This window comes from Arthrobacter globiformis NBRC 12137 (assembly GCF_000238915.1).
Taxonomy (GTDB): domain Bacteria; phylum Actinomycetota; class Actinomycetes; order Actinomycetales; family Micrococcaceae; genus Arthrobacter; species Arthrobacter globiformis.
This window is the reverse complement of the sequence record NZ_BAEG01000020.1, coordinates 23,695-41,057: the sequence shown is the minus strand read 5'-3', so window position 1 is coordinate 41,057 and position 17,363 is coordinate 23,695. Positions and strand designations below refer to the sequence as shown.

The window sequence follows — 17,363 nt, the reverse complement described above, 5'->3', positions numbered from 1 at the left end:
CAAGCGACAAGACCTGAGGAAGCGTCGGGAACGAAGCGGCTACTCGACGGGGCTGGAGCGGGCGATGTCGGCGGCGTTGGTTGCCGCGGCCATCAGCAGGGCCGCACCCAGCATGTGTGCGCCCACGAGGAGCGCCGGAATGCCGTTGTAGTACTGCGTGAAGCCGATGACTGCCTGGAGCACAGTGACGCCGAGGAGCATCAGCACGGCCGTCCGGAAGATACCGGAGATGCCTCGACGGAACACAAAGTACACGGCGAGCAGCGTCCCGGCGGTGACCAGATAGGCGGGCACGGCATGGATGTGCGAGAACAGGTCCCAGTCCAGGTTGTTGCGGGGCGCATTGGCGTCACCCGCGTGCGGTCCGGCCCCGGTCACCACGACGCCCAGCATGACGGCGATCGCGGAGAAGAGCGCGACGGCGGTCATTACCGGCCGCACAACACCCGGCAGTGAGGTGAGCGGACGGGTCCGGAACCCGCCGGTCCTGCCGTAGGCCCGGTTGACCAGCAGCGTGGCGAAAACCACCAGGGCCATGGACACCAGGAAGTGCAGGCCAACCACCCACGGGTTCAGCTGGGTGAGGACGGTGATGCCGCCAATGATGGCCTGCGCCGGAATACTCGCCAGCAGGCCCAGGGCCAGCAGGAACAGGTCCTTGCGCTCCTTGCGCAGGTTCCAGAGGTAGACCAGCATGAGCGCTGCGACGGCCGCCAGGGCGAACGTCAGGAGGCGGTTGCCAAACTCGATGAAGCCGTGGATGCCCATCTCGGGGGTGTTCACCAGGGAATTGTTCGTGCACCTGGGCCAGGTGGGGCAGCCCAGGCCCGAGGCGGTCAGCCGGACGGCGCCGCCGGTGACCACCAGGACCGTCTGTCCGATCAGGGACAGCACGGCCAGGCGGCGGACGGTTGAATCGACGGTGACGGGCAGCTTGGATGCCAGGCGGCCGACGAACTGGGGGAGGCGCGAAGCCGTGCTCACTTATTCTCAATTCCATTTGAACCAGCGGATGGCTGCTGCGCCGGCGAGAACCGTCCACATCAGCAGGACAAGGACAGCGTTGCCGTTCACGACGCCCTGCAGGAACGCGTCGCGCAGGCCCTCGCCGAGGGCCCCGGAGGGCAGCAGGTGGACGGTGTTCTGGGCTAGTTCCGGCAGCCGCTGCATGGGGACCACAATGCCGCCCACGGCGCCGAGGAGGATCCAGAGCAGATTCGTGATGGCCAGCGTGGCCTCGGGCCGGACAGTGCCGGCCACCAGCAGGCCCAGGGCGGTAAATGCGGCAGCTCCGAGGACAAGCAGGCACAGGCCGGGCAGCAAGCCCAGCGGATTCGGCTGCCAGCCGAGGGGGAAAGCGACGGCGGCGACAATGACCACCTGAATCACCAGAACGGCCAGGACCGCCAGGATCTTCCCGGCTATGAGGCCGGCCCGTCCCAGCGGCGTGGTGGACAGGAACCGCAGCACGCCGTACCGGCGGTCGAAGCCGGTGGCGATGCCCTGACCGGTGAACGCCGTGGACATCGCGCAGAGCGCAAGGATGCCGGGGACGGCGACATTGATCCGGCTGTCCCCGATGCCGTCGAGCAGCGGGGTGACCGTGAGTCCGATCAGGGCAAGGAGCGGCAGGACCACGGCCAGGATCAGCTGTTCGCCGTTCCGGAGCATAGTGGCGGCCTCGTATTTGCCCTGCAGCAGTATCCGGCGGAGCAGGGGAGCAGGTGCGGCGCCCGTGGCTGTCGTCATCGGATTTCCCTTCCGGAAATGTCAAGGAATACATCTTCGAGACTCCGGGCCTCCATGCTCAGCGAGCCCGGCATGATGCTGTGGTGCGCCCACCACGCCGTCAGCGCTGCAAGATCCTCGGGGGTCAGCGCGCCGGTGGCCGTGTAGCTGCCGGAGCGGGTCTCGCGGATCTCGATCTCGGCAGGCAGAACGCCGGTGAAGTCCAGCCCCGGCAGTGCCTCGAAGTGCAGCGTCCGGACGTGGTCCCGGTGGGGCGTCTCCGGCATGTTGTGCTGGAGCAACTGGGCCACGGTGCCCTCCGCAACATTCCTGCCGCCGTCGATGATGTAAACGTAATCGGCCAGGCGCTGGGCATCATCCATGAGATGGGTTGTGAGGATGATCCCCATCCCGCCATCCCGGAGTTCGGCGATCAGTTCGAAGACCAGCTGACGGGATTGCGGGTCCAGCCCGGCACTCGGTTCGTCCAGGAACAGGACCTCGGGGTTGCCGATCAGGGCGGCGGCGAGGGCCAGCCGCTGCTTCTGTCCGCCGGACAGCCGGCGGACATTGGTCCGGCTAAAGGAGTCGATGCCCAGCCGCTGCACCAGCTCATCCAGAGGCCTGGGATTGCGGTACATACCGGCAATGTGGCGGAGCAGGGGAATGGGACGGGCCGACGGCGGGAGGCCGCCGTCCTGGAGCATGACGCCGACGCGGGCGCGCAGATCCGCACCGGCGGTGCCGGGATCGGCGCCGAGCAACGTAATAGTTCCGCCCGTGCGCTTCTGGAGCCCCTGGGCGCATTCGATGGTGGTAGTCTTGCCGGCACCGTTGGCTCCGAGCAGTGCCGTGACCTCGCCGCGGCCGGCAATGAGTGAGACGTCGCTCACCACCCTGAGCATCTTGCCATCGAGGGTGGGGAGCGGACCGACGTCCTTGATGAGCCCGTCGATGGTCAATACGGGGGATTTGGGGGATCGCACCCCAGCATTCTACGTGAAGTAGTACTGTCGCCGGTGAGCCGCTGGGCCGGGCCTGCCGGTGGCCTCAGGTCAGCCTTGCCTTACTGGAAGGCAGCAATAAATTACGACATGATTGTGTTGTGTATTCCATGACCAACACCACGTCCGCGCCTATGGCCGGGCAGGGCGCGCCAACAGGTGCGCTGCGCGGTGGCCAACGTGCTGCCCTGGCATCAGTGCCGGCCGCCGCCGACACTGACGAGCGCACGCGCGACCGCGTTCTCAGCGCCGTCCTGGAGCACGGGCCGGTCAGCGCCGCAGAACTGGGTGACCTGCTCGGGTTCACCCCCGCCGCCGTCCGCCGCCACCTGGACCACCTGTCCCGCGCGGGCGTCATCGAGGTCAAGCGCGTTGCCCGCGCAGGAGCCGGTGCCGGCCGACCCGCCCGCCGTTACGTCCTCAGCTCCCAGGGGCAGTCCTCGCTGGGTGACGACTATCTGAACATTGCCAGCCTGGCGCTCAAGCAGCTCGGCGCGGTGGCGGGGGATGAGGCCGTCCGCCAGTTCGCCGTCGAGCGTTTCGCGGAGATGGAACGCCGCTACGCCCCCGAGGTGGAAGCGGCCGGAACGGACATCACCGCCCGCGCACAGGCCCTGTCCGCCGCCCTGTCCCGGGACGGCTTCGTCGCCTCCACTGCCTCGATCGAAGCCAAGGCCCCCCTGCCCGCGGCGCTGTCCAGCGTCCAGCTGTGCCAGGGCCACTGCCCCATCCAGCAGCTGGCCACCCAGTTTCCCGTCTTCTGCGACGCGGAAACGGAAATGTTTTCGCGCCTCGTCGGTGTCGATGTCCGCAGGCTTTCCACGCTCGCACGCGGCGGACACGTCTGCACTACCCACATACCTACAGGCCGTCCGGCCATATCGGTGGCGGAGGCCGCCGGCAGCCAACCGGACAACCTGAATGAAGTATCCAACCATCTGCAAGAAAGGCCGTGATGACGGACCAACTATCAGAGAAGACGGTTGCCGAGACTGCTGTGATTTCGGAGATTCTGGAAAAGAATCCCGAGCTCCACGGAATCGGCACCTACGAGTACGGCTGGGCCGACAAGAACGACGTCGGTGCCAACGCACGCCGTGGCCTCAACGAGGACGTCGTCCGCGACATCTCGGCCAAGAAGAGCGAGCCGGAATGGATGCTGGACCTGCGCCTGAAGGGTCTGAAGTACTTCGACCGCAAGCCCATGCCCACCTGGGGTGCAGACCTCTCCGGCATCGACTTCGACAACATCAAGTACTTCGTGCGCTCCACGGAGAAGCAGGCAGCCACTTGGGAAGACCTTCCCGAGGACATCCGGAACACGTACGAGAAGCTCGGCATCCCGGAAGCCGAGCGCAGCCGCCTGGTCTCCGGCGTGGCAGCCCAGTACGAGTCCGAGGTGGTCTATCACCAGATCCGCGAGGACCTTGAGGCCCAGGGCGTCATCTTCCTGGACACGGACACCGCGCTGCGCGAGCACCCGGAGATCTTCCAGGAATACTTCGGCACCATCATTCCGGTGGGCGACAACAAGTTCGCCTCGCTGAACACGGCCGTATGGTCCGGCGGTTCCTTCGTGTACGTGCCCAAGGGCGTGCACGTTGACATCCCGCTGCAGGCTTACTTCCGCATCAACACGGAAAACATGGGCCAGTTCGAGCGCACGCTGATCATCGCCGACGAGGACTCCTACGTCCACTACATCGAAGGCTGCACCGCGCCGATCTACACCTCGGACTCGCTGCACTCGGCTGTCGTCGAGATCGTGGTCAAGAAGGGCGCCCGCGTCCGCTACACCACCATCCAGAACTGGTCCAACAACGTGTACAACCTCGTGACCAAGCGCGCCATCTGCGAAGAGGGCGGCACCATGGAGTGGATCGATGGCAACATCGGCTCCAAGGTCACCATGAAGTACCCGGCCGTGTACCTCACGGGTGAGCACGCCAAGGGCGAGACCCTTTCGATCGCGTTCGCCGGCGAGGGCCAGCACCAGGACACCGGCTCCAAGATGGTGCACATCGCACCGAACACGAAGAGCTCCATCATCTCCAAGTCCGTTGCCCGCGGCGGCGGACGCGCGGCCTACCGCGGCCTCGTCCAGGTCCGCGAGGGTGCCAAGCACTCGGCGAACACGGTGCGCTGCGACGCACTGCTGGTGGACACCATCAGCCGCTCGGACACCTACCCGTACATCGACATCCGCGAGGATGACGTGCAGTTGGGCCACGAGGCCACCGTCTCGCGCGTTTCCGAGGAACAGCTCTTCTACCTCATGTCCCGCGGCATGCGTGAAGACGAAGCCATGGCCATGATCGTGCGCGGCTTCATCGAGCCGATCGCCCGCGAACTGCCGATGGAATACGCCCTCGAGCTGAACCGCCTCATTGAACTCCAGATGGAAGGATCCGTCGGTTAATGACTGCCGAAATTACTACTGAAAAGGCCCGCATCGGGGCCCCTTCCATCGCCGGTTTCACGGAGGAAGGCGAGGCGCTGGTCCCCGCTAAGGTGGACCACAGCCACAACCACGGCGTCACCGTCATGTCCTCGCGCGCCGAACGGCTCACGAGCTTCGACGTCGCCGACTTCGCACTGCCCACCGGCCGCGAAGAGGAATGGCGCTTCACCCCGGTCCGCGGACTGGCCAACCTGTTCTCCGACGCAGCGACGGACGGCGAAGCGGCAGTGTTCACCGTCGAAGCCCCCGAAGGCTACCTCCGCGGCAGCCTGGCACAGGGAGCCGCCCCGCGCGGTTCCGTCCTGACCCCGGCCGACCGGGCCGCCGTCGTCGCCTCCGCCAACACGGATGAGGCACTGCACGTGGTCATCCCGGCCGACGCCGAACCGGCTGAGCCGGTCCGCATCCTGGTCGACGGCGCGGGCGCAGGCCGCCGCTCCAACGCACACTTCGTGCTGGAAGCCGGCGCCAACTCCCGCAGCGTCGTCATCGTCGAGCACACGGGCGCGGCGGACCACAACGGAAACCTGGAAGTGATCGTCGGCGAGGGCGCGCACCTCACCGTGATCTCCGTGCAGCTCTGGGAAGACGACGCCCGGCACCTGGGGCAGCACGACGCCCAGGTGGGCAAGGACGCCGTCTACAAGCACATCGCCGTTTCCCTGGGGGGTTCCGTGGTGCGCCTGAACTCCAACGTACGCTTCTCCGGTGAGGGCGCCGAGGCCGAGCTGCTGGGCCTCTACTTCGCCGACGCCGGCCAGCACCTGGAGCACCGGTCCTTCGTTGACCACAACGTGGCCAACTGCAAGTCCAACGTGCTCTACAAGGGCGCCCTGCAGGGCAAGAACGCGCACACCGTCTGGGTGGGCGACGTCCTGATCCAGAAGCAGGCCCTGGGCACCGACTCGTACGAGAAGAACCAGAACCTGGTGCTCACCGACGGCTGCCGCGCGGATTCCGTGCCCAACCTGGAAATCGAGACGGGCCTCATCGAGGGTGCCGGCCACGCCAGCTCCACAGGACGCTTTGACGACGAGCACCTGTTCTACCTGATGGCCCGCGGCATTCCCGAAGAGGTGGCCCGCCGGCTCGTCGTGCGCGGCTTCCTCAACGAGATCATTCAGCAGATCAAGGTTCCGGCACTCGAAGAGCGCCTGACCGAGGCTGTTGAGCGCGAGCTCGCCGCCACGAATTCCTAAGCAGCCCGAAAGTACAGGACAACGGATGACTGAACAGCCAAAGGGCGAACTCGTCTGCCATGTCAACGAGATCCAGCCCAAGCAGGCCCTGCGGATCCTGATCGACGACTTTCCCGTCGCGATCGTCAAGGACTCCATGGGAGAGATCCACGCCATTGGGGACACCTGCTCGCACGCGGACATCTCCCTCTCCGAGGGTGAGGTCGAAGGCTGCGCCATCGAATGCTGGGGACACGGTTCACAGTTCGACCTGCGCAGCGGCGAACCGCTCCAGCTGCCGGCCTACGACCCCGTTCCCGTGTTCGCGGTGGAGATTGTCGGAGACGAGGTCTACGTGGACTTCACGAACGTCCTGAACGGCGCCGAAGCTCCGAACTTCAGCTAGCCCGCCCTGTACCAGAACTTAACAACTTCCAGACCAAAAACCGCACCGCTGCCTAAATAGCGGCGCAGAGGAGAACAAGACACATGTCTACTCTTGAGATCAAGGACCTGCACGTCAGCATCGACACCGAGCAGGGCACCAAGGAGATCCTGAAGGGCGTCAGCCTGACCATCCGCACCGGCGAGACCCACGCCATCATGGGCCCCAACGGCTCCGGCAAGTCCACCCTGGCGTCCACCATCGCCGGCCACCCCCGCTACAACGTCACCGGCGGTACCATCACGCTGGACGGCGAAGACGTACTGGCCATGAGCGTCGACGAGCGCGCCCGCGCCGGCGTCTTCCTGGCCATGCAGTACCCGGTGGAGGTTCCCGGCGTCACCATGACCAACTTCCTGCGGACCGCCAAGACCGCCATCGACGGCGAAGCACCGGCACTGCGCACCTGGACCAAGGACGTCAAGGCAGCCATGCAGCAGCTGCGCATTGACGCCGACTTCGCCCAGCGCAACGTCAACGAAGGCTTCTCCGGCGGTGAGAAGAAGCGCGTGGAAATCCTGCAGCTGGAACTCTTCAAGCCGAAGTTCGCCGTCCTCGACGAGACCGACTCCGGCCTGGACGTTGATGCGCTCAAGGTCGTTTCCGAAGGCGTCAACCGCGCGCACGCCACCGGCAACATGGGCACGCTGCTCATCACGCACTACACCCGCATCCTGCGCTACATCAAGCCTGACTTCGTGCACGTCTTCGTGAACGGCCAGGTTGTGGAAGAGGGCGGCCCGGAACTCGCCGACCGCCTGGAAGAAGAAGGCTACGACCGCTACGCCGCGGGCGCCGGCTCAGCCGCGGCTGCCGCAGCGGTCCAGGCCTAGTTAGGACTCGCTGACCATGACCGAAATCGACGCAGCCCGCACCGGGCTGGAGGATGTCGAAGAGGCACTCAAGGATGTCATCGACCCCGAGCTCGGGGTCAACATCGTGGACCTCGGGCTGCTGTACGGCCTGAAGTACTCGGAGGATGACGGCGCCCTGCTGATCGACATGACCCTCACGACTGCGGCATGCCCGCTCACCGACGTGCTCGAGGAGCAGGTCGGCAAGGCGCTGGACGGCGTCGTGGACGAGTGGCGCCTGAACTGGGTATGGATGCCGCCATGGGGTCCGGAGCGGATCACCGACGACGGCAAGGACCAGATGCGGGCCCTCGGCTTCAACATCTAAAAAAGTACGACGGCGGCCGGTCACCTTCTCATCGAAGGTGCCCGGCCGCTGCCGTTTCAGTTAGGCCGCCGATTCAGTTAGAGTGTCGCGGCGCTGAATGTGTCGCACTGGTTGATGTCGCCGGTTTTGTAGCCCTGGTAGAACCACTTCTGCCGCTGCGCGCTGGATCCGTGCGTCCAGCCTTCGGGATTGACGCGGCCCGTGGCGGCTTTCTGGATCCGGTCGTCGCCGACGGCGGAGGCAGCCGACAGTGCGTCGTTCAGGTCCTTCTGCGTGAGCGGCTCAAGGAAGGGCTTGCCGGTCTTCGGGTCCTTCTGGGTGGTGGCGTACCGCGTCCAGAGCCCGGCATAGCAGTCGGCCTGCAGCTCCACCCTGACGGCGCCGGACTCCGCGCCCTGCGGATCCTGCTGCGCCTTGTCCAGATCTCCAAGGATGTTCTGGATGTGGTGGCCGAACTCGTGGGCCACCACATATTCCTGGGCCAGCGGGCCGCCCGAGGAGCCGAAGCGGGTCACGAGGTCCTGGAAGAACCCGGGATCGAAGTAGGCCGTGGTGTCCGGCGGGCAGTAGAACGGGCCCACCTCGGACGTGGCCGTGCCGCAGCCGGTGCGGGTGGCGCCCTCGAACAGCACAGTCTTCGGCCGCGGGTACTTCACGTTGTAGTCGGCGAGATAGGCCGGCCAGAACACGTTGAGGCTGTTCACCGTCCCGGCAATCCGGCAGTCGAGGTCCTTGTCGGCGTCGGAACCCAGCTTGCACTGCGTGAGCGCCGTTCCCGTGCTCTGGGCGGGCTGTTCCTCGCCGGTGCCCAGCAGTCCGCCCAGCAGTTGCGGGTTGATGCCAAACAGGGCCGCAAGGAGCAGGACGACGCCGCCGCCGATACCTCCGCCGATCTTTGTGCCGCGGCCAACTCCACCGCCGCGCCGGTCTTCCACCTGTGATGGGTCCAGCTCGACCCCGTCATTGAAGCTCATGTTGTCACAATAGTCTTTGCCACAGGGCCGTGGCGGGTTCAGGCCGGTAAAGTTGGTCCGATGCCATTTCTCAACAACCTTCAGCGCTGGGCCAATGAACGCCCCGACGACACCGCCGTCGTCGTGGCCGGAAAACGGCTCAGCTGGGCCGAACTGCGCGACGGTGCGCAGGCCGCTGCAGCCGGCAGCACGGCTGCGGTCACAGTCCTTGCCCAGCCCAATTCCACCCGGTTCGCGGTTGACTTCGCCGCTGCCGTTGCCGGTGACCGCGAGTGCGCGGTCCTGGACCCCACGTGGCCCGAATCGCTACGGGACGAGATCGTCCAGCGGCTCGGCAGCGGGGTTAGTCCCGTGCCTGGGAACGCCGGGATTGAATTGGCGGACGGGGATCCGGCAGCCTCGTTCCTCATCGGCCTGACCTCCGGCACCACCTCCGTGCCCAAGGCGTTCACCCGCTCGCGGCGCTCCTGGCAGCAGTCCTTCGAAGCCTCGATGGAGTTTTTCGGGCTCAGCCAGCAGGACAAAACACTGGCACCGGGCCCGCTGGCTGCCAGCCTCAACCTGTACGCCCTGGCCGAGTGCCTCTACGCCGGGTCTGAGTTCCACACGCTCGAGTCCTTCGACGTCGGGGATGTCCATGCCGCCATCACGCACGACGGGATCACCCGGCTGGTGCTGGTACCCACCATGCTGCGGCTGCTCAGCGAACGCGGCCTGCTGGGCTGCGTGGACGCGTCGGGCGTCCGGACCATCATCTGTGCAGGCTCGAAGCTGGATGCACGCACGCTGGAGGCGGCCCGCCGGTGGGCCCCGCACGCCACCATCTTCGAGTACTACGGCGCGTCGGAGCTGAGTTTCGTCTCCGGCGCCGGACTCGCCGCGGGGGAGCCGTTCGCCGCCGGAAGCACCGCGATCGGCCGGCCGTTCCCGGGCGTCGAGGTGCGCATCCTTGACGACTCCGGAGCCGAGCTGCCCGATGGGGTGGCAGGCAACATCAGTGTCCAAAGCGGCATGGTCAGCAACGGCTACCTCTGGGGCGACGACGGTCAGGCGCTGCGCTGCTTTGACGGCTGGTTCACCGTGGGGGACCAGGGCTACCTGTCCGGCGGGGTGCTGCACATCCTCGGCCGCCGCGCCGACATGATCATCACGGCAGGCAAGAACGTTTACCCGCACGAGGTGGAGCTGGCGCTGTCCTCGGTGCCGGGAGTCGCGTCCGCGATTGCCGCCGGCATGGAGGATGACCTCCGCGGGCAGCGCGTGGTGGCCGGCATTGTCCCGTCCCATGGCGGGGTCACGGCGACGCAGCTCAAGACCGGCCTCGAGGACGTGCTGGCCAAGGACAAGCGGCCGCTGCAGTACTACGCCCTCGACGAGCTTCCGGTGACGGACCGTGGAAAGGTCAGCCGCCGGCTCCTGCTCGACTGGATCGCAGCCCGCGACAGCCGGGTCCGGCACCTTGTCTAACAGCACGGGATCCAGGAGCGCGGCGTTCCAGCTCCCGGACGACCGGACGCCGGTGATCATTGCCGCGCTGCGCACACCCGTCTGCCGGGCGAACGGCGCACTGAAGCACCTGCGCTCCCACGAACTGCTGGCCCCGGTCCTCACGGCGCTGCTCGCCGAAACGGGACTGGACGCGGGCGAGATCGCGGACGTCGTGATCGGCAACGCAGTGGGCGCCGGCGGCAACGTCGCGCGGCTCGCGGCCCTTGAAGCTGGCCTTCCGGTCACCGTTCCCGGCCTCACCGTGGACCGGCAGTGCGGGTCCGGCCTGGACGCCATCGTCCTCGCCTCGCGGCTTGTCGCCGCCGGCGGTGGCACATATCTTGCCGGCGGCGTCGAAAGCATCAGCACCGCGCCGCTGCGCGCGCACCGGAACGACGACGGCGAGCCCGCCTTCTTCAGCCGCGCCCAGTTTGCGCCGCACAGCCACGGCGACCCGGACATGGGCGTCGCGGCCGAGAACGTGGCACGGGAGTATGGCATCAGCCGTGCGCGGCAGGACGAGTTTGCGCTGCGCAGCCACCGCAGGGCGGTGACAGCGCAGGCCAAGGGCACGTTTGCCGGGGAGACGGTGGCGCTGCCGGCCGCTGCCGGACCAGGGCCGGGCGCTTCGGGTGCAGTCGACGACGGTCCGCGCCCCAAACTCAGCGAAGCCCTCATGGCGCGGTTCCCCGCAGCGTTCGTGGAGTCCGGCACCGTCACCGCCGGAAACTCGTGTTTCGACGCGGACGGTGCCGCCGCCGTCGTCATCACCTCCCTGGCCAGGGCCCGGGAACTGGGCACTGCCGACGCGCTGGCCGTGCTGGGCACGGACACGGCCGGGGTGGAACCGCAGCTGCTGGGCATCGGTGCCGCAGCCGCAGCCGCGAGACTCCTGACAGCGCAGTCGGTGGATGCCGCGGACGTGGACCTCGTGGAGTTCAACGAGGCGTTCGCCTCGCAGACCCTCGCGTGCCTGGACCACCTGGGGATTGACGCCCTCCGGGCCAACGCCGACGGCGGGGCGCTGGCTTTGGGGCATGCCTACGGGGCGTCCGGAGCAGTGCTGGTCACCCGGCTCCTGGCGCAGGCACGCCAGGAACCGGCCGCTCCTGAGCAGGGAAAATTGGCCCTGGCCATGATCAGCATCGCCGGCGGCATGGGCACCGCGGCGCTGTTCCGCCACATCCGGCTGTAGACGGGACGGAAGCAGCCAAGAACCGCCGGAGACCGTAGCGCTACAGAGCCGCCGGGTCCGGGAACAGCTTCTGCCGGAGGTCCTTCTTGCGGATCTTCCCGCTGGCCGTGCGCGGCATGTCGTCGACGAACACCACCGTCTTGGGGATCTTGTAGCGCGCGAGCCGGCCGTCGAGGTGTGCCCGGACCTGCTGTTCGGTCAGGCTCGCACCTTCGCGCACCACCACAACGGCGCGCGGCACTTCACCCCATTTGTCGTCCGGAACACCGATCACCGCGACGCTCCCCACGGCGTCGATCTCGGCGATGGCCTGCTCCACCTCGGCCGGGTAGATGTTCTCGCCGCCGGAAATGATCATGTCCTTGAGCCGGTCGGAAACGAAGACAAACCCGTCCTGGTCCCGGTAGCCCATGTCGCCGGACTTGAACCAGCCGCCGTCGGCGTAGGACCCGGCGGTGGCGTCCGGCCGGTTCCAGTATTCGCGGATGACATTGGGGCCCTTGATCTGGATTTCGCCCACGGTGCCCTGCTGGACCGGACCACCGGCGGGGTCGGCGATCCTCACGTCGGTGAAAAAGTGCGGCAGGCCAGAGGAGCCTGCCTTGTCCCGGGACCGGGAGGCGGGCAGGGTGGTGGCCCCCGGGGCGGTTTCCGTCATGCCGTAGCCGTTCGAAAAACGCAGTCCCCGGGCTTCGTAGGCTTCCAGGACCCGCAGCGGGACGGCGGATCCGCCGCAGGTGAGCTTGTTCAGGGAGGTGATGTCGGACGTCGGCCATTCCGGGTGCTCGCAGAGCATCTGGTAGGTGGTGGGCACCCCGCTGATGGTGGTCACCCGGTGGCGTTCGATGAGCTGCAGGGTCCGCTGCGGATCGAACCTGGGCTCGAGGATCACGGTTCCGCCCTTGAGCAGGGTAGGCAGGACCCCCATGTCCAGCGATGCCACATGGAACATCGGGGAGATCATCAGGGCAACGTCGGTGGAGGCGAAGTCGAAATCGGTGATGACGTTGATGCAGTTCCAGGTGATGTTTCCGTGCGTGAGCAGGGCGCCCTTGGGGTTGCCAGTGGTTCCGGAGGTGTAGAGGATCATGGCGCCGTCGTCCAGGGTGACGGCTTCGTCGATGGGCTCGGTGCTGCCCGATGCCACGACGGCTTCATAGTCCTCGGCTGCCGCGTTGGGCACGGGGCCGCCGCCAACGGCCGTGCCGCCGTCGGTCTGGGTGCCGTCGACGGCGATGAGGTTGGAGAGCGCCGTCCCCTCGGCCGCCGCCCGGGCCAGGGTGGCCAGGTCCCCGGCGTAAACCAGAGCGGCGGCGGAGCAGTCGTCCAGCTGGAACCTGATTTCCGGCGGTGCGAGCCGGCTGTTCAGGGGAACGAAGATTGCGCCCAGCTGGCCGCAGGCGAAGAGGGTCTCCAGGAAGGCGGGGTGGTTCTCGCCGAGGTAGGCCACCCTGTCGCCCCTGGCCACGCCGCGGTCCCGCAGGGCGTTGGCAAGCCGGCGGCTGCGGTCGGCGAACTGTTCATAGCTGAGTTTCCGGTCTCCGGCGATGAGCGCCGTCTTGTCCCCGGATTTCGGGCGGCGCCGTTGCAGCCACGAGCCGATGCCAAAATTTTCCATTGAGCATCCTTTCTTGTCTCAAACTAGTCCTTGCGCGGCTGCTTAGAGCCGGGCGGACTCCAAATCGTTGTTCTTGGGTTCCCGCGTGAGCAGGATGAAGATGATGGACACCACGGACATTCCGGCCAGGTACAGGGCCACGGAGCTTGTGTTCTGGCCCGAGTCCTTGAAGATTTGCGCCACGATGCCGGGCGTGAAGCCCGCCCCCAGAAGCGTTGCAAGCTGGTAGCCGAGGGACGCGCCGGTGTAACGGGAGGTGGTGGCGAACTGTTCGGAGACGAACGCCGCCATGGGTCCAAAGAGCGTGGAGTGGATCATCAGCCCGATGGTGAATGCCACGAAGATCAGGAAGATGTTGTTCGAGGACAGCAGCTGGAACATCGGCACGAGGTAGAGGATGAACAGGACCAGCCCGCCGATCATCACCGGACGGCGGCCCAACCGGTCCGAGAGCCGTCCGCCCAGCACCACAAACGCAATGGAGATGAGCGAGGCGGCGGCGAAGGCGTACAGCACGCCCTGCCGTTCGGCGCCCTTGGAGACGGCGAAGGTCACCGAGAAGGTTGCCATCACCACTTGCAGGGCAAAGCCTGCGGCTCCGGCGAGCATGGTGAAGACCAGCGTCCGGGGGCGGCGCAGGACCTGCAGCAGGGGAAAGCGCGAGGCCGCGGTGCCTGTCACAGAGTCGTGGCTCTTTGCCAGCGTTTCCTGTTCAATGGCGGCCCTGAAGATCGGGCTCTCGGAAACCTTGAGCCGGACGAACATTCCGACGATCAGCAGGACGAAGGAGAGCAGGAACGGCACCCGCCAGCCCCAGGAGAGGAACTGCTCGTTGGGCAGGGCGGCGAAGGCGCCCATGATGAGGGTGCCCAGTACGGCGCCCGAGGGTGCGCCCGCGTTGACGAAGGAGGCCGCGAAGCCGCGCCGTCCGGACTCGGAATGCTCCAGTGCCATCAGCGCCGCTCCGCCCCATTCGCCGCCGACGGCAATGCCCTGGAATACGCGGAGGATCACCAGCAGGACGGCGCCCCACGGGCCTGCCACCGAGGCGTCCGGGATGACGCCGATCAGGGTGGAGGCCACGCCCATGACCGCCATGGAAACGATCAGCATCCCTTTGCGGCCCACCCGGTCACCGAAGTGTCCGAAGATGATGCCGCCCAAAGGCCGGGCCACATAGCCGGCGGCGAACGTGCCGTAGGCGGCCACAACGCCCACCCAGTCGTCGAGCCCGGAGAAGAACACTTTCGGGAAGACCACGGCGGCGGCGGTGGCGTAGAGCAGGAAGTCGTAGTACTCGATGGTGCTGCCCAGATAGCTGGAGGCGATGACAGTGCGGGCTTCCCTGCGCCGGGCGGTCACATCCATGGTCTGAAGCTGCGAAGTTTGGGACATCGTTGTTCCTTACTGCACGTGCGAGTGGGGGAGGTTTGGGAGCTGCTTACTTGTAGAAGCGGGCGAGGAATTCCGCCACGACTGCGGGGCGCTCCTGGCCTTCAATCTCGATGGTGTTGGACACCTTGATCTGGGCGCCGCCCTTGACCTCGGTGACCTCGGCGATGGTGGCCCGCATGCGGATCCGCGAGCCCACCTTTACCGGGGACGTGAACCGGACCTTGTCCAGGCCGTAATTCACCTTGGTGGTGACGCCGTCGACGTCGAACAGCTCGCCCCAGAACGGGATGATGAGCGAGAGCGTGAGGAAGCCGTGGGCGATCGGGGCGCCGAACGGGCCGTCCTTGGCACGCTCGGGGTCCACGTGGATCCACTGGTCGTCGCCCGTGGCGTCGGCGAATTTGTTGATCTGTTCCTGGGTGATTTCGCGGTATTCGGTGACGCCGAGGTCGGTGCCGGCGAGGGTGAGCAGTTTGTCGAAGTCGACGACGAGGTTGGGCATGGGGTGCCTCCTTGGGCGATGGTTTTTGGTTGCGGAAGTTTGGGGTTGCGGAAGTACGACGGCGGCGCGGTGCTGCCGCCATCGCGTTTGGGTTGGTGGTGCTTCAGTTAGCGGGTGAAGGCGCTTTCCCCGGTGAGGGCGCGGCCGATGATGAGGGCGTTGATGTCGTGCGTGCCTTCGTAGGAGTAGACGGCTTCGGCATCGGCGTGGAAACGGGCGACGTCGGAGGCGAGCGTGATGCCGTTGCCGCCCACCACTTCGCGGGCCAGTGCGACGGTGTCGCGCATGAACAGGCTGGTCTGCATCTTGGCCAGGGCCGAGTCCTGGTCGCGATAGATGCCCTTGGCCTGCTGTTCGGTCAGCCGGACCACGAGGGACAGGCTGGCCGTGACGTTGCCGAGCATCCGGGCGAGCTTTTCCTGGACCAGCTGGAAGGAACCCAGCGGGCGGCCGAACTGGGTGCGTTCGGTGATGTACCGCAGGGCCGCTTCGAATGCCCCGGCTTGGATGCCGGCGGCGATCCAGGCGACGTCCGATCGCATGGCCCGGAGCATCGCTGCGACGTCGCGGAACGAGTTCACGTGGTGCAGCCGCATGGCTTCGGGCACCCGCACGCCGTCGAGCGTGATGTGGGCGTTCTGCATCATCCGGAGCGAGGTCTTGCCGTGGATTTTGTCCAGCGTCACGCCGTCGGATTTCCGGTCGACGAGGAAGGCCTTGACCTGCCCGTCCGCCACGTCGCGTGCGAACACGGCGAGCACATCGGCCGTGGCAGCGCCGCCGATCCAGCGCTTGGCGCCGTTCAGCACCCAGCTGCCGTCGCTGCGCCGGTGTGCGGTGGTGGCCAGCCCGCCCGCGATGTCCGAGCCGGATTCCGGCTCGGTCAGGGAGAACACGCCCTTGAGCGAGAAGTCGATGACTTTGGGCATCCATTCGCGCTGCTGCTCCGGTGAGGCGCCGACGCGGATGGCTGTCCGGAAGAGACCTGCCTGGGCGGTGTACCAAGTAGCGAGCGAAGCGTCCGTGCGGGCGAGCTCGAAGATCCGGAAGCCCTGGTAGATGCCGCGGGCGGGTGCCTCGAATGGCTCCATAAGATTGAGGCCGATGAGCGGCTGCGCCAGCTGTTCCGGGAATTCGCCGCGCTCCCAGAAGTCGGCCAGCAGCGGCCCGGCCTCGCGGTCCAGGAACTCCCGGAGCCGCGCGAGGACCTGGCGCTCCTCGATTGTGAGCAGGGCTTCGGCGTCGTACCAGTCAGCCACAGCGTAGAGCCGGGTCTGCTCGGCCGTGGTGGCGCTCATCTCAGGCCCCCAACCCGAGAAGCCGGACGGCGTTGTGCTTGAGGATCTTCGGCCGCACTTCGTCCTTCAGGGGCAGGTCCGTGAAGGCACCCAGCCACTTCTGCGGCGTGATGAGGGGGAAGTCAGTGCCGAAGAGGACCTTGTCCTGCAGGACCGAGTTGGACGCCTTCACCAGGGACTCCGGGAAGTATTTCGGCGACCAGCCGGAGAGGTCGATGAACACATTCGCCTTGTGAGTTGCGATGGAGTTGGCCTCGTCCTGCCACGGCACCGAGGGGTGGGCCATGATGATCTGCAGCCCCGGGAAATCCGCGGCCACCGCGTCCAGCAGCAGCGGGTTCGAGTAGGCAAGCTTGATGCCGTACCCGCCGGGCAGCCCGGCGCCCATGCCGTTCTGGCCGGTGTGGAAAATGGCGGGCAGGCCAAGTTCCTGAAGGGTTTCCCACAGCGGGTAGAAACGCTCATTGTAGGGGTCGAAACCCTGCAGGCTGGGGTGGAACTTGAAGCCCCGGGCGCCCAGTTCCACGGCCTGGTGCTTGGCGCCAGCGATAGCGTCCTCGCCGGTACGGGGGTCGACGCTGCCAAAGGGGATGAGGACGTCGTTGTTCCGTGCGGCGCCGGCGATCAGTTCGGGGATGCTGTTCGGCTCATGCTTGAGCTGGGTCCGCGCGTCCACGGTGAAGACGACGGCGGCCATGTTCAGTTCGCGGTACACCTCGGCGATGCGGTCCAGGGACGGGGTGCGGTCCTCGGCCTTGAAGTACTTCGCCGAGGCCTCGGTCAGGGCTTCGGGCAGGGAGCCGTGGCCGCAGCTGTCCACTTCAAGGTGGACGTGCATGTCGATCCCGTCGATCTTGGCGGCGTCGATGCCCGGTTCGTAGCGGGTGGAGGCCAT

The 17,363-nt window shown here is 66.6% G+C and carries 17 protein-coding genes; 8 read left to right on the top strand and 9 right to left on the bottom strand.

Annotated features, from left to right (window positions below):
• Nucleotides 1-39: 39 nt before the first annotated feature.
• Genes ARGLB_RS03455 through ARGLB_RS03445 form a run of 3 tightly spaced genes read right to left on the bottom strand, consistent with a single transcriptional unit; the run spans nucleotide 40 to nucleotide 2,714 of the window.
• Nucleotides 40-984: a COX15/CtaA family protein gene (locus tag ARGLB_RS03455; protein ID WP_003798958.1), complete on the bottom strand. Its 945-nt coding sequence runs from the start codon at nucleotides 982-984 to the stop codon at nucleotides 40-42.
• A 6-nt stretch (nucleotides 985-990) separates the two neighbouring features.
• Nucleotides 991-1,749 (bottom strand): ABC transporter permease, encoded by a 759-nt coding sequence (locus ARGLB_RS03450; protein ID WP_003798954.1) that lies wholly within the window; start codon nucleotides 1,747-1,749, stop codon nucleotides 991-993.
• Nucleotides 1,746-2,714: an ABC transporter ATP-binding protein gene (locus tag ARGLB_RS03445; protein ID WP_003798953.1), complete on the bottom strand. Its 969-nt coding sequence runs from the start codon at nucleotides 2,712-2,714 to the stop codon at nucleotides 1,746-1,748. The genes ARGLB_RS03450 and ARGLB_RS03445 overlap by 4 nt, the downstream gene beginning before the upstream one ends.
• Nucleotides 2,715-2,833: 119 nt before the next feature.
• Here ARGLB_RS03445 and ARGLB_RS03440 point away from each other — a divergent pair, with 119 nt between their 5' ends.
• The 6 genes from ARGLB_RS03440 (at nucleotide 2,834) to ARGLB_RS03415 (ending at nucleotide 7,998) form a co-directional block, all read left to right on the top strand.
• Nucleotides 2,834-3,688: a helix-turn-helix transcriptional regulator gene (locus ARGLB_RS03440; RefSeq protein WP_003798949.1), complete on the top strand. Its 855-nt coding sequence runs from the start codon at nucleotides 2,834-2,836 to the stop codon at nucleotides 3,686-3,688.
• Nucleotides 3,688-5,151, top strand: coding sequence for a Fe-S cluster assembly protein SufB (sufB, locus tag ARGLB_RS03435; protein WP_003798948.1), 1,464 nt, complete (start codon nucleotides 3,688-3,690; stop codon nucleotides 5,149-5,151). The genes ARGLB_RS03440 and sufB overlap by 1 nt, the downstream gene beginning before the upstream one ends.
• On the top strand, nucleotides 5,151-6,392 hold the full coding sequence (sufD, locus tag ARGLB_RS03430; protein WP_003798946.1) for a Fe-S cluster assembly protein SufD: 1,242 nt from the start codon (nucleotides 5,151-5,153) through the stop codon (nucleotides 6,390-6,392). Before sufB ends, sufD begins: the two co-directional genes overlap by 1 nt.
• 25 nt (nucleotides 6,393-6,417) lie before the next feature.
• A complete protein-coding gene (locus ARGLB_RS03425; protein ID WP_003798945.1) occupies nucleotides 6,418-6,777 on the top strand; it encodes a non-heme iron oxygenase ferredoxin subunit in 360 nt (119 codons plus the stop codon).
• 83 nt (nucleotides 6,778-6,860) lie between these two features.
• The gene (sufC, locus tag ARGLB_RS03420) at nucleotides 6,861-7,649 is read left to right on the top strand and encodes a Fe-S cluster assembly ATPase SufC (protein WP_003798942.1); all 789 of its coding nucleotides are present in this window, start codon (nucleotides 6,861-6,863) and stop codon (nucleotides 7,647-7,649) included.
• A 16-nt stretch (nucleotides 7,650-7,665) separates the two neighbouring features.
• On the top strand, nucleotides 7,666-7,998 hold the full coding sequence (locus tag ARGLB_RS03415; RefSeq protein WP_003798940.1) for a metal-sulfur cluster assembly factor: 333 nt from the start codon (nucleotides 7,666-7,668) through the stop codon (nucleotides 7,996-7,998).
• A 77-nt stretch (nucleotides 7,999-8,075) separates the two neighbouring features.
• Here the strand turns inward: ARGLB_RS03415 and ypfJ are convergent, their stop codons facing one another.
• Nucleotides 8,076-8,972 carry a KPN_02809 family neutral zinc metallopeptidase gene (ypfJ, locus tag ARGLB_RS03410; RefSeq protein ID WP_003798938.1) on the bottom strand — a complete coding sequence of 299 codons (897 nt, stop codon included), beginning with the start codon at nucleotides 8,970-8,972 and terminating at the stop codon, nucleotides 8,076-8,078.
• A 60-nt stretch (nucleotides 8,973-9,032) separates the two neighbouring features.
• Here ypfJ and ARGLB_RS03405 point away from each other — a divergent pair, with 60 nt between their 5' ends.
• The gene (locus ARGLB_RS03405; RefSeq protein WP_003798936.1) at nucleotides 9,033-10,439 is read left to right on the top strand and encodes a class I adenylate-forming enzyme family protein; all 1,407 of its coding nucleotides are present in this window, start codon (nucleotides 9,033-9,035) and stop codon (nucleotides 10,437-10,439) included.
• Nucleotides 10,432-11,655: a thiolase family protein gene (locus tag ARGLB_RS03400; protein ID WP_050934257.1), complete on the top strand. Its 1,224-nt coding sequence runs from the start codon at nucleotides 10,432-10,434 to the stop codon at nucleotides 11,653-11,655. The genes ARGLB_RS03405 and ARGLB_RS03400 overlap by 8 nt, the downstream gene beginning before the upstream one ends.
• A gap of 40 nt (nucleotides 11,656-11,695) precedes the next feature.
• On the opposite strand, the gene menE is transcribed toward ARGLB_RS03400, so the two are convergent.
• From menE to ARGLB_RS03375, 5 genes are all read right to left on the bottom strand, one after another.
• Nucleotides 11,696-13,273, bottom strand: a complete 1,578-nt coding sequence (gene menE, locus ARGLB_RS03395; RefSeq protein ID WP_003798932.1) for an o-succinylbenzoate--CoA ligase — start codon at nucleotides 13,271-13,273, stop codon at nucleotides 11,696-11,698.
• Between the two features lie 42 nt (nucleotides 13,274-13,315).
• A complete protein-coding gene (locus ARGLB_RS03390; RefSeq protein WP_003798929.1) occupies nucleotides 13,316-14,668 on the bottom strand; it encodes an MFS transporter in 1,353 nt (450 codons plus the stop codon).
• 46 nt (nucleotides 14,669-14,714) lie between these two features.
• Nucleotides 14,715-15,170, bottom strand: coding sequence for a MaoC family dehydratase (locus ARGLB_RS03385; protein WP_003798928.1), 456 nt, complete (start codon nucleotides 15,168-15,170; stop codon nucleotides 14,715-14,717).
• Between the two features lie 107 nt (nucleotides 15,171-15,277).
• Nucleotides 15,278-16,468, bottom strand: coding sequence for an acyl-CoA dehydrogenase family protein (locus tag ARGLB_RS03380; protein WP_003798926.1), 1,191 nt, complete (start codon nucleotides 16,466-16,468; stop codon nucleotides 15,278-15,280).
• A 1-nt stretch (nucleotide 16,469) separates the two neighbouring features.
• Nucleotides 16,470-17,363 carry a 4-hydroxyphenyl-beta-ketoacyl-CoA hydrolase gene (locus tag ARGLB_RS03375; RefSeq protein ID WP_003798924.1) on the bottom strand — a complete coding sequence of 298 codons (894 nt, stop codon included), beginning with the start codon at nucleotides 17,361-17,363 and terminating at the stop codon, nucleotides 16,470-16,472.

What these genes read in the sequence shown, in the direction of transcription:
- ARGLB_RS03450 (WP_003798954.1), bottom strand. Translation starts at nt 1,749, where the DNA reads ATGACGACAGCCACGGGCGCCGCACCTGCTCCCCTGCTCCGCCGGATA.
- sufB (WP_003798948.1), top strand. Translation starts at nt 3,688, where the DNA reads ATGACGGACCAACTATCAGAGAAGACGGTTGCCGAGACTGCTGTGATT.
- sufD (WP_003798946.1), top strand. Translation starts at nt 5,151, where the DNA reads ATGACTGCCGAAATTACTACTGAAAAGGCCCGCATCGGGGCCCCTTCC.
- ARGLB_RS03425 (WP_003798945.1), top strand. Translation starts at nt 6,418, where the DNA reads ATGACTGAACAGCCAAAGGGCGAACTCGTCTGCCATGTCAACGAGATC.
- sufC (WP_003798942.1), top strand. Translation starts at nt 6,861, where the DNA reads ATGTCTACTCTTGAGATCAAGGACCTGCACGTCAGCATCGACACCGAG.
- ARGLB_RS03415 (WP_003798940.1), top strand. Translation starts at nt 7,666, where the DNA reads ATGACCGAAATCGACGCAGCCCGCACCGGGCTGGAGGATGTCGAAGAG.
- ypfJ (WP_003798938.1), bottom strand. Translation starts at nt 8,972, where the DNA reads ATGAGCTTCAATGACGGGGTCGAGCTGGACCCATCACAGGTGGAAGAC.
- ARGLB_RS03405 (WP_003798936.1), top strand. Translation starts at nt 9,033, where the DNA reads ATGCCATTTCTCAACAACCTTCAGCGCTGGGCCAATGAACGCCCCGAC.
- menE (WP_003798932.1), bottom strand. Translation starts at nt 13,273, where the DNA reads ATGGAAAATTTTGGCATCGGCTCGTGGCTGCAACGGCGCCGCCCGAAA.
- ARGLB_RS03390 (WP_003798929.1), bottom strand. Translation starts at nt 14,668, where the DNA reads ATGTCCCAAACTTCGCAGCTTCAGACCATGGATGTGACCGCCCGGCGC.
- ARGLB_RS03385 (WP_003798928.1), bottom strand. Translation starts at nt 15,170, where the DNA reads ATGCCCAACCTCGTCGTCGACTTCGACAAACTGCTCACCCTCGCCGGC.
- ARGLB_RS03380 (WP_003798926.1), bottom strand. Translation starts at nt 16,468, where the DNA reads ATGAGCGCCACCACGGCCGAGCAGACCCGGCTCTACGCTGTGGCTGAC.
- ARGLB_RS03375 (WP_003798924.1), bottom strand. Translation starts at nt 17,363, where the DNA reads ATGGCCTCCACCCGCTACGAACCGGGCATCGACGCCGCCAAGATCGAC.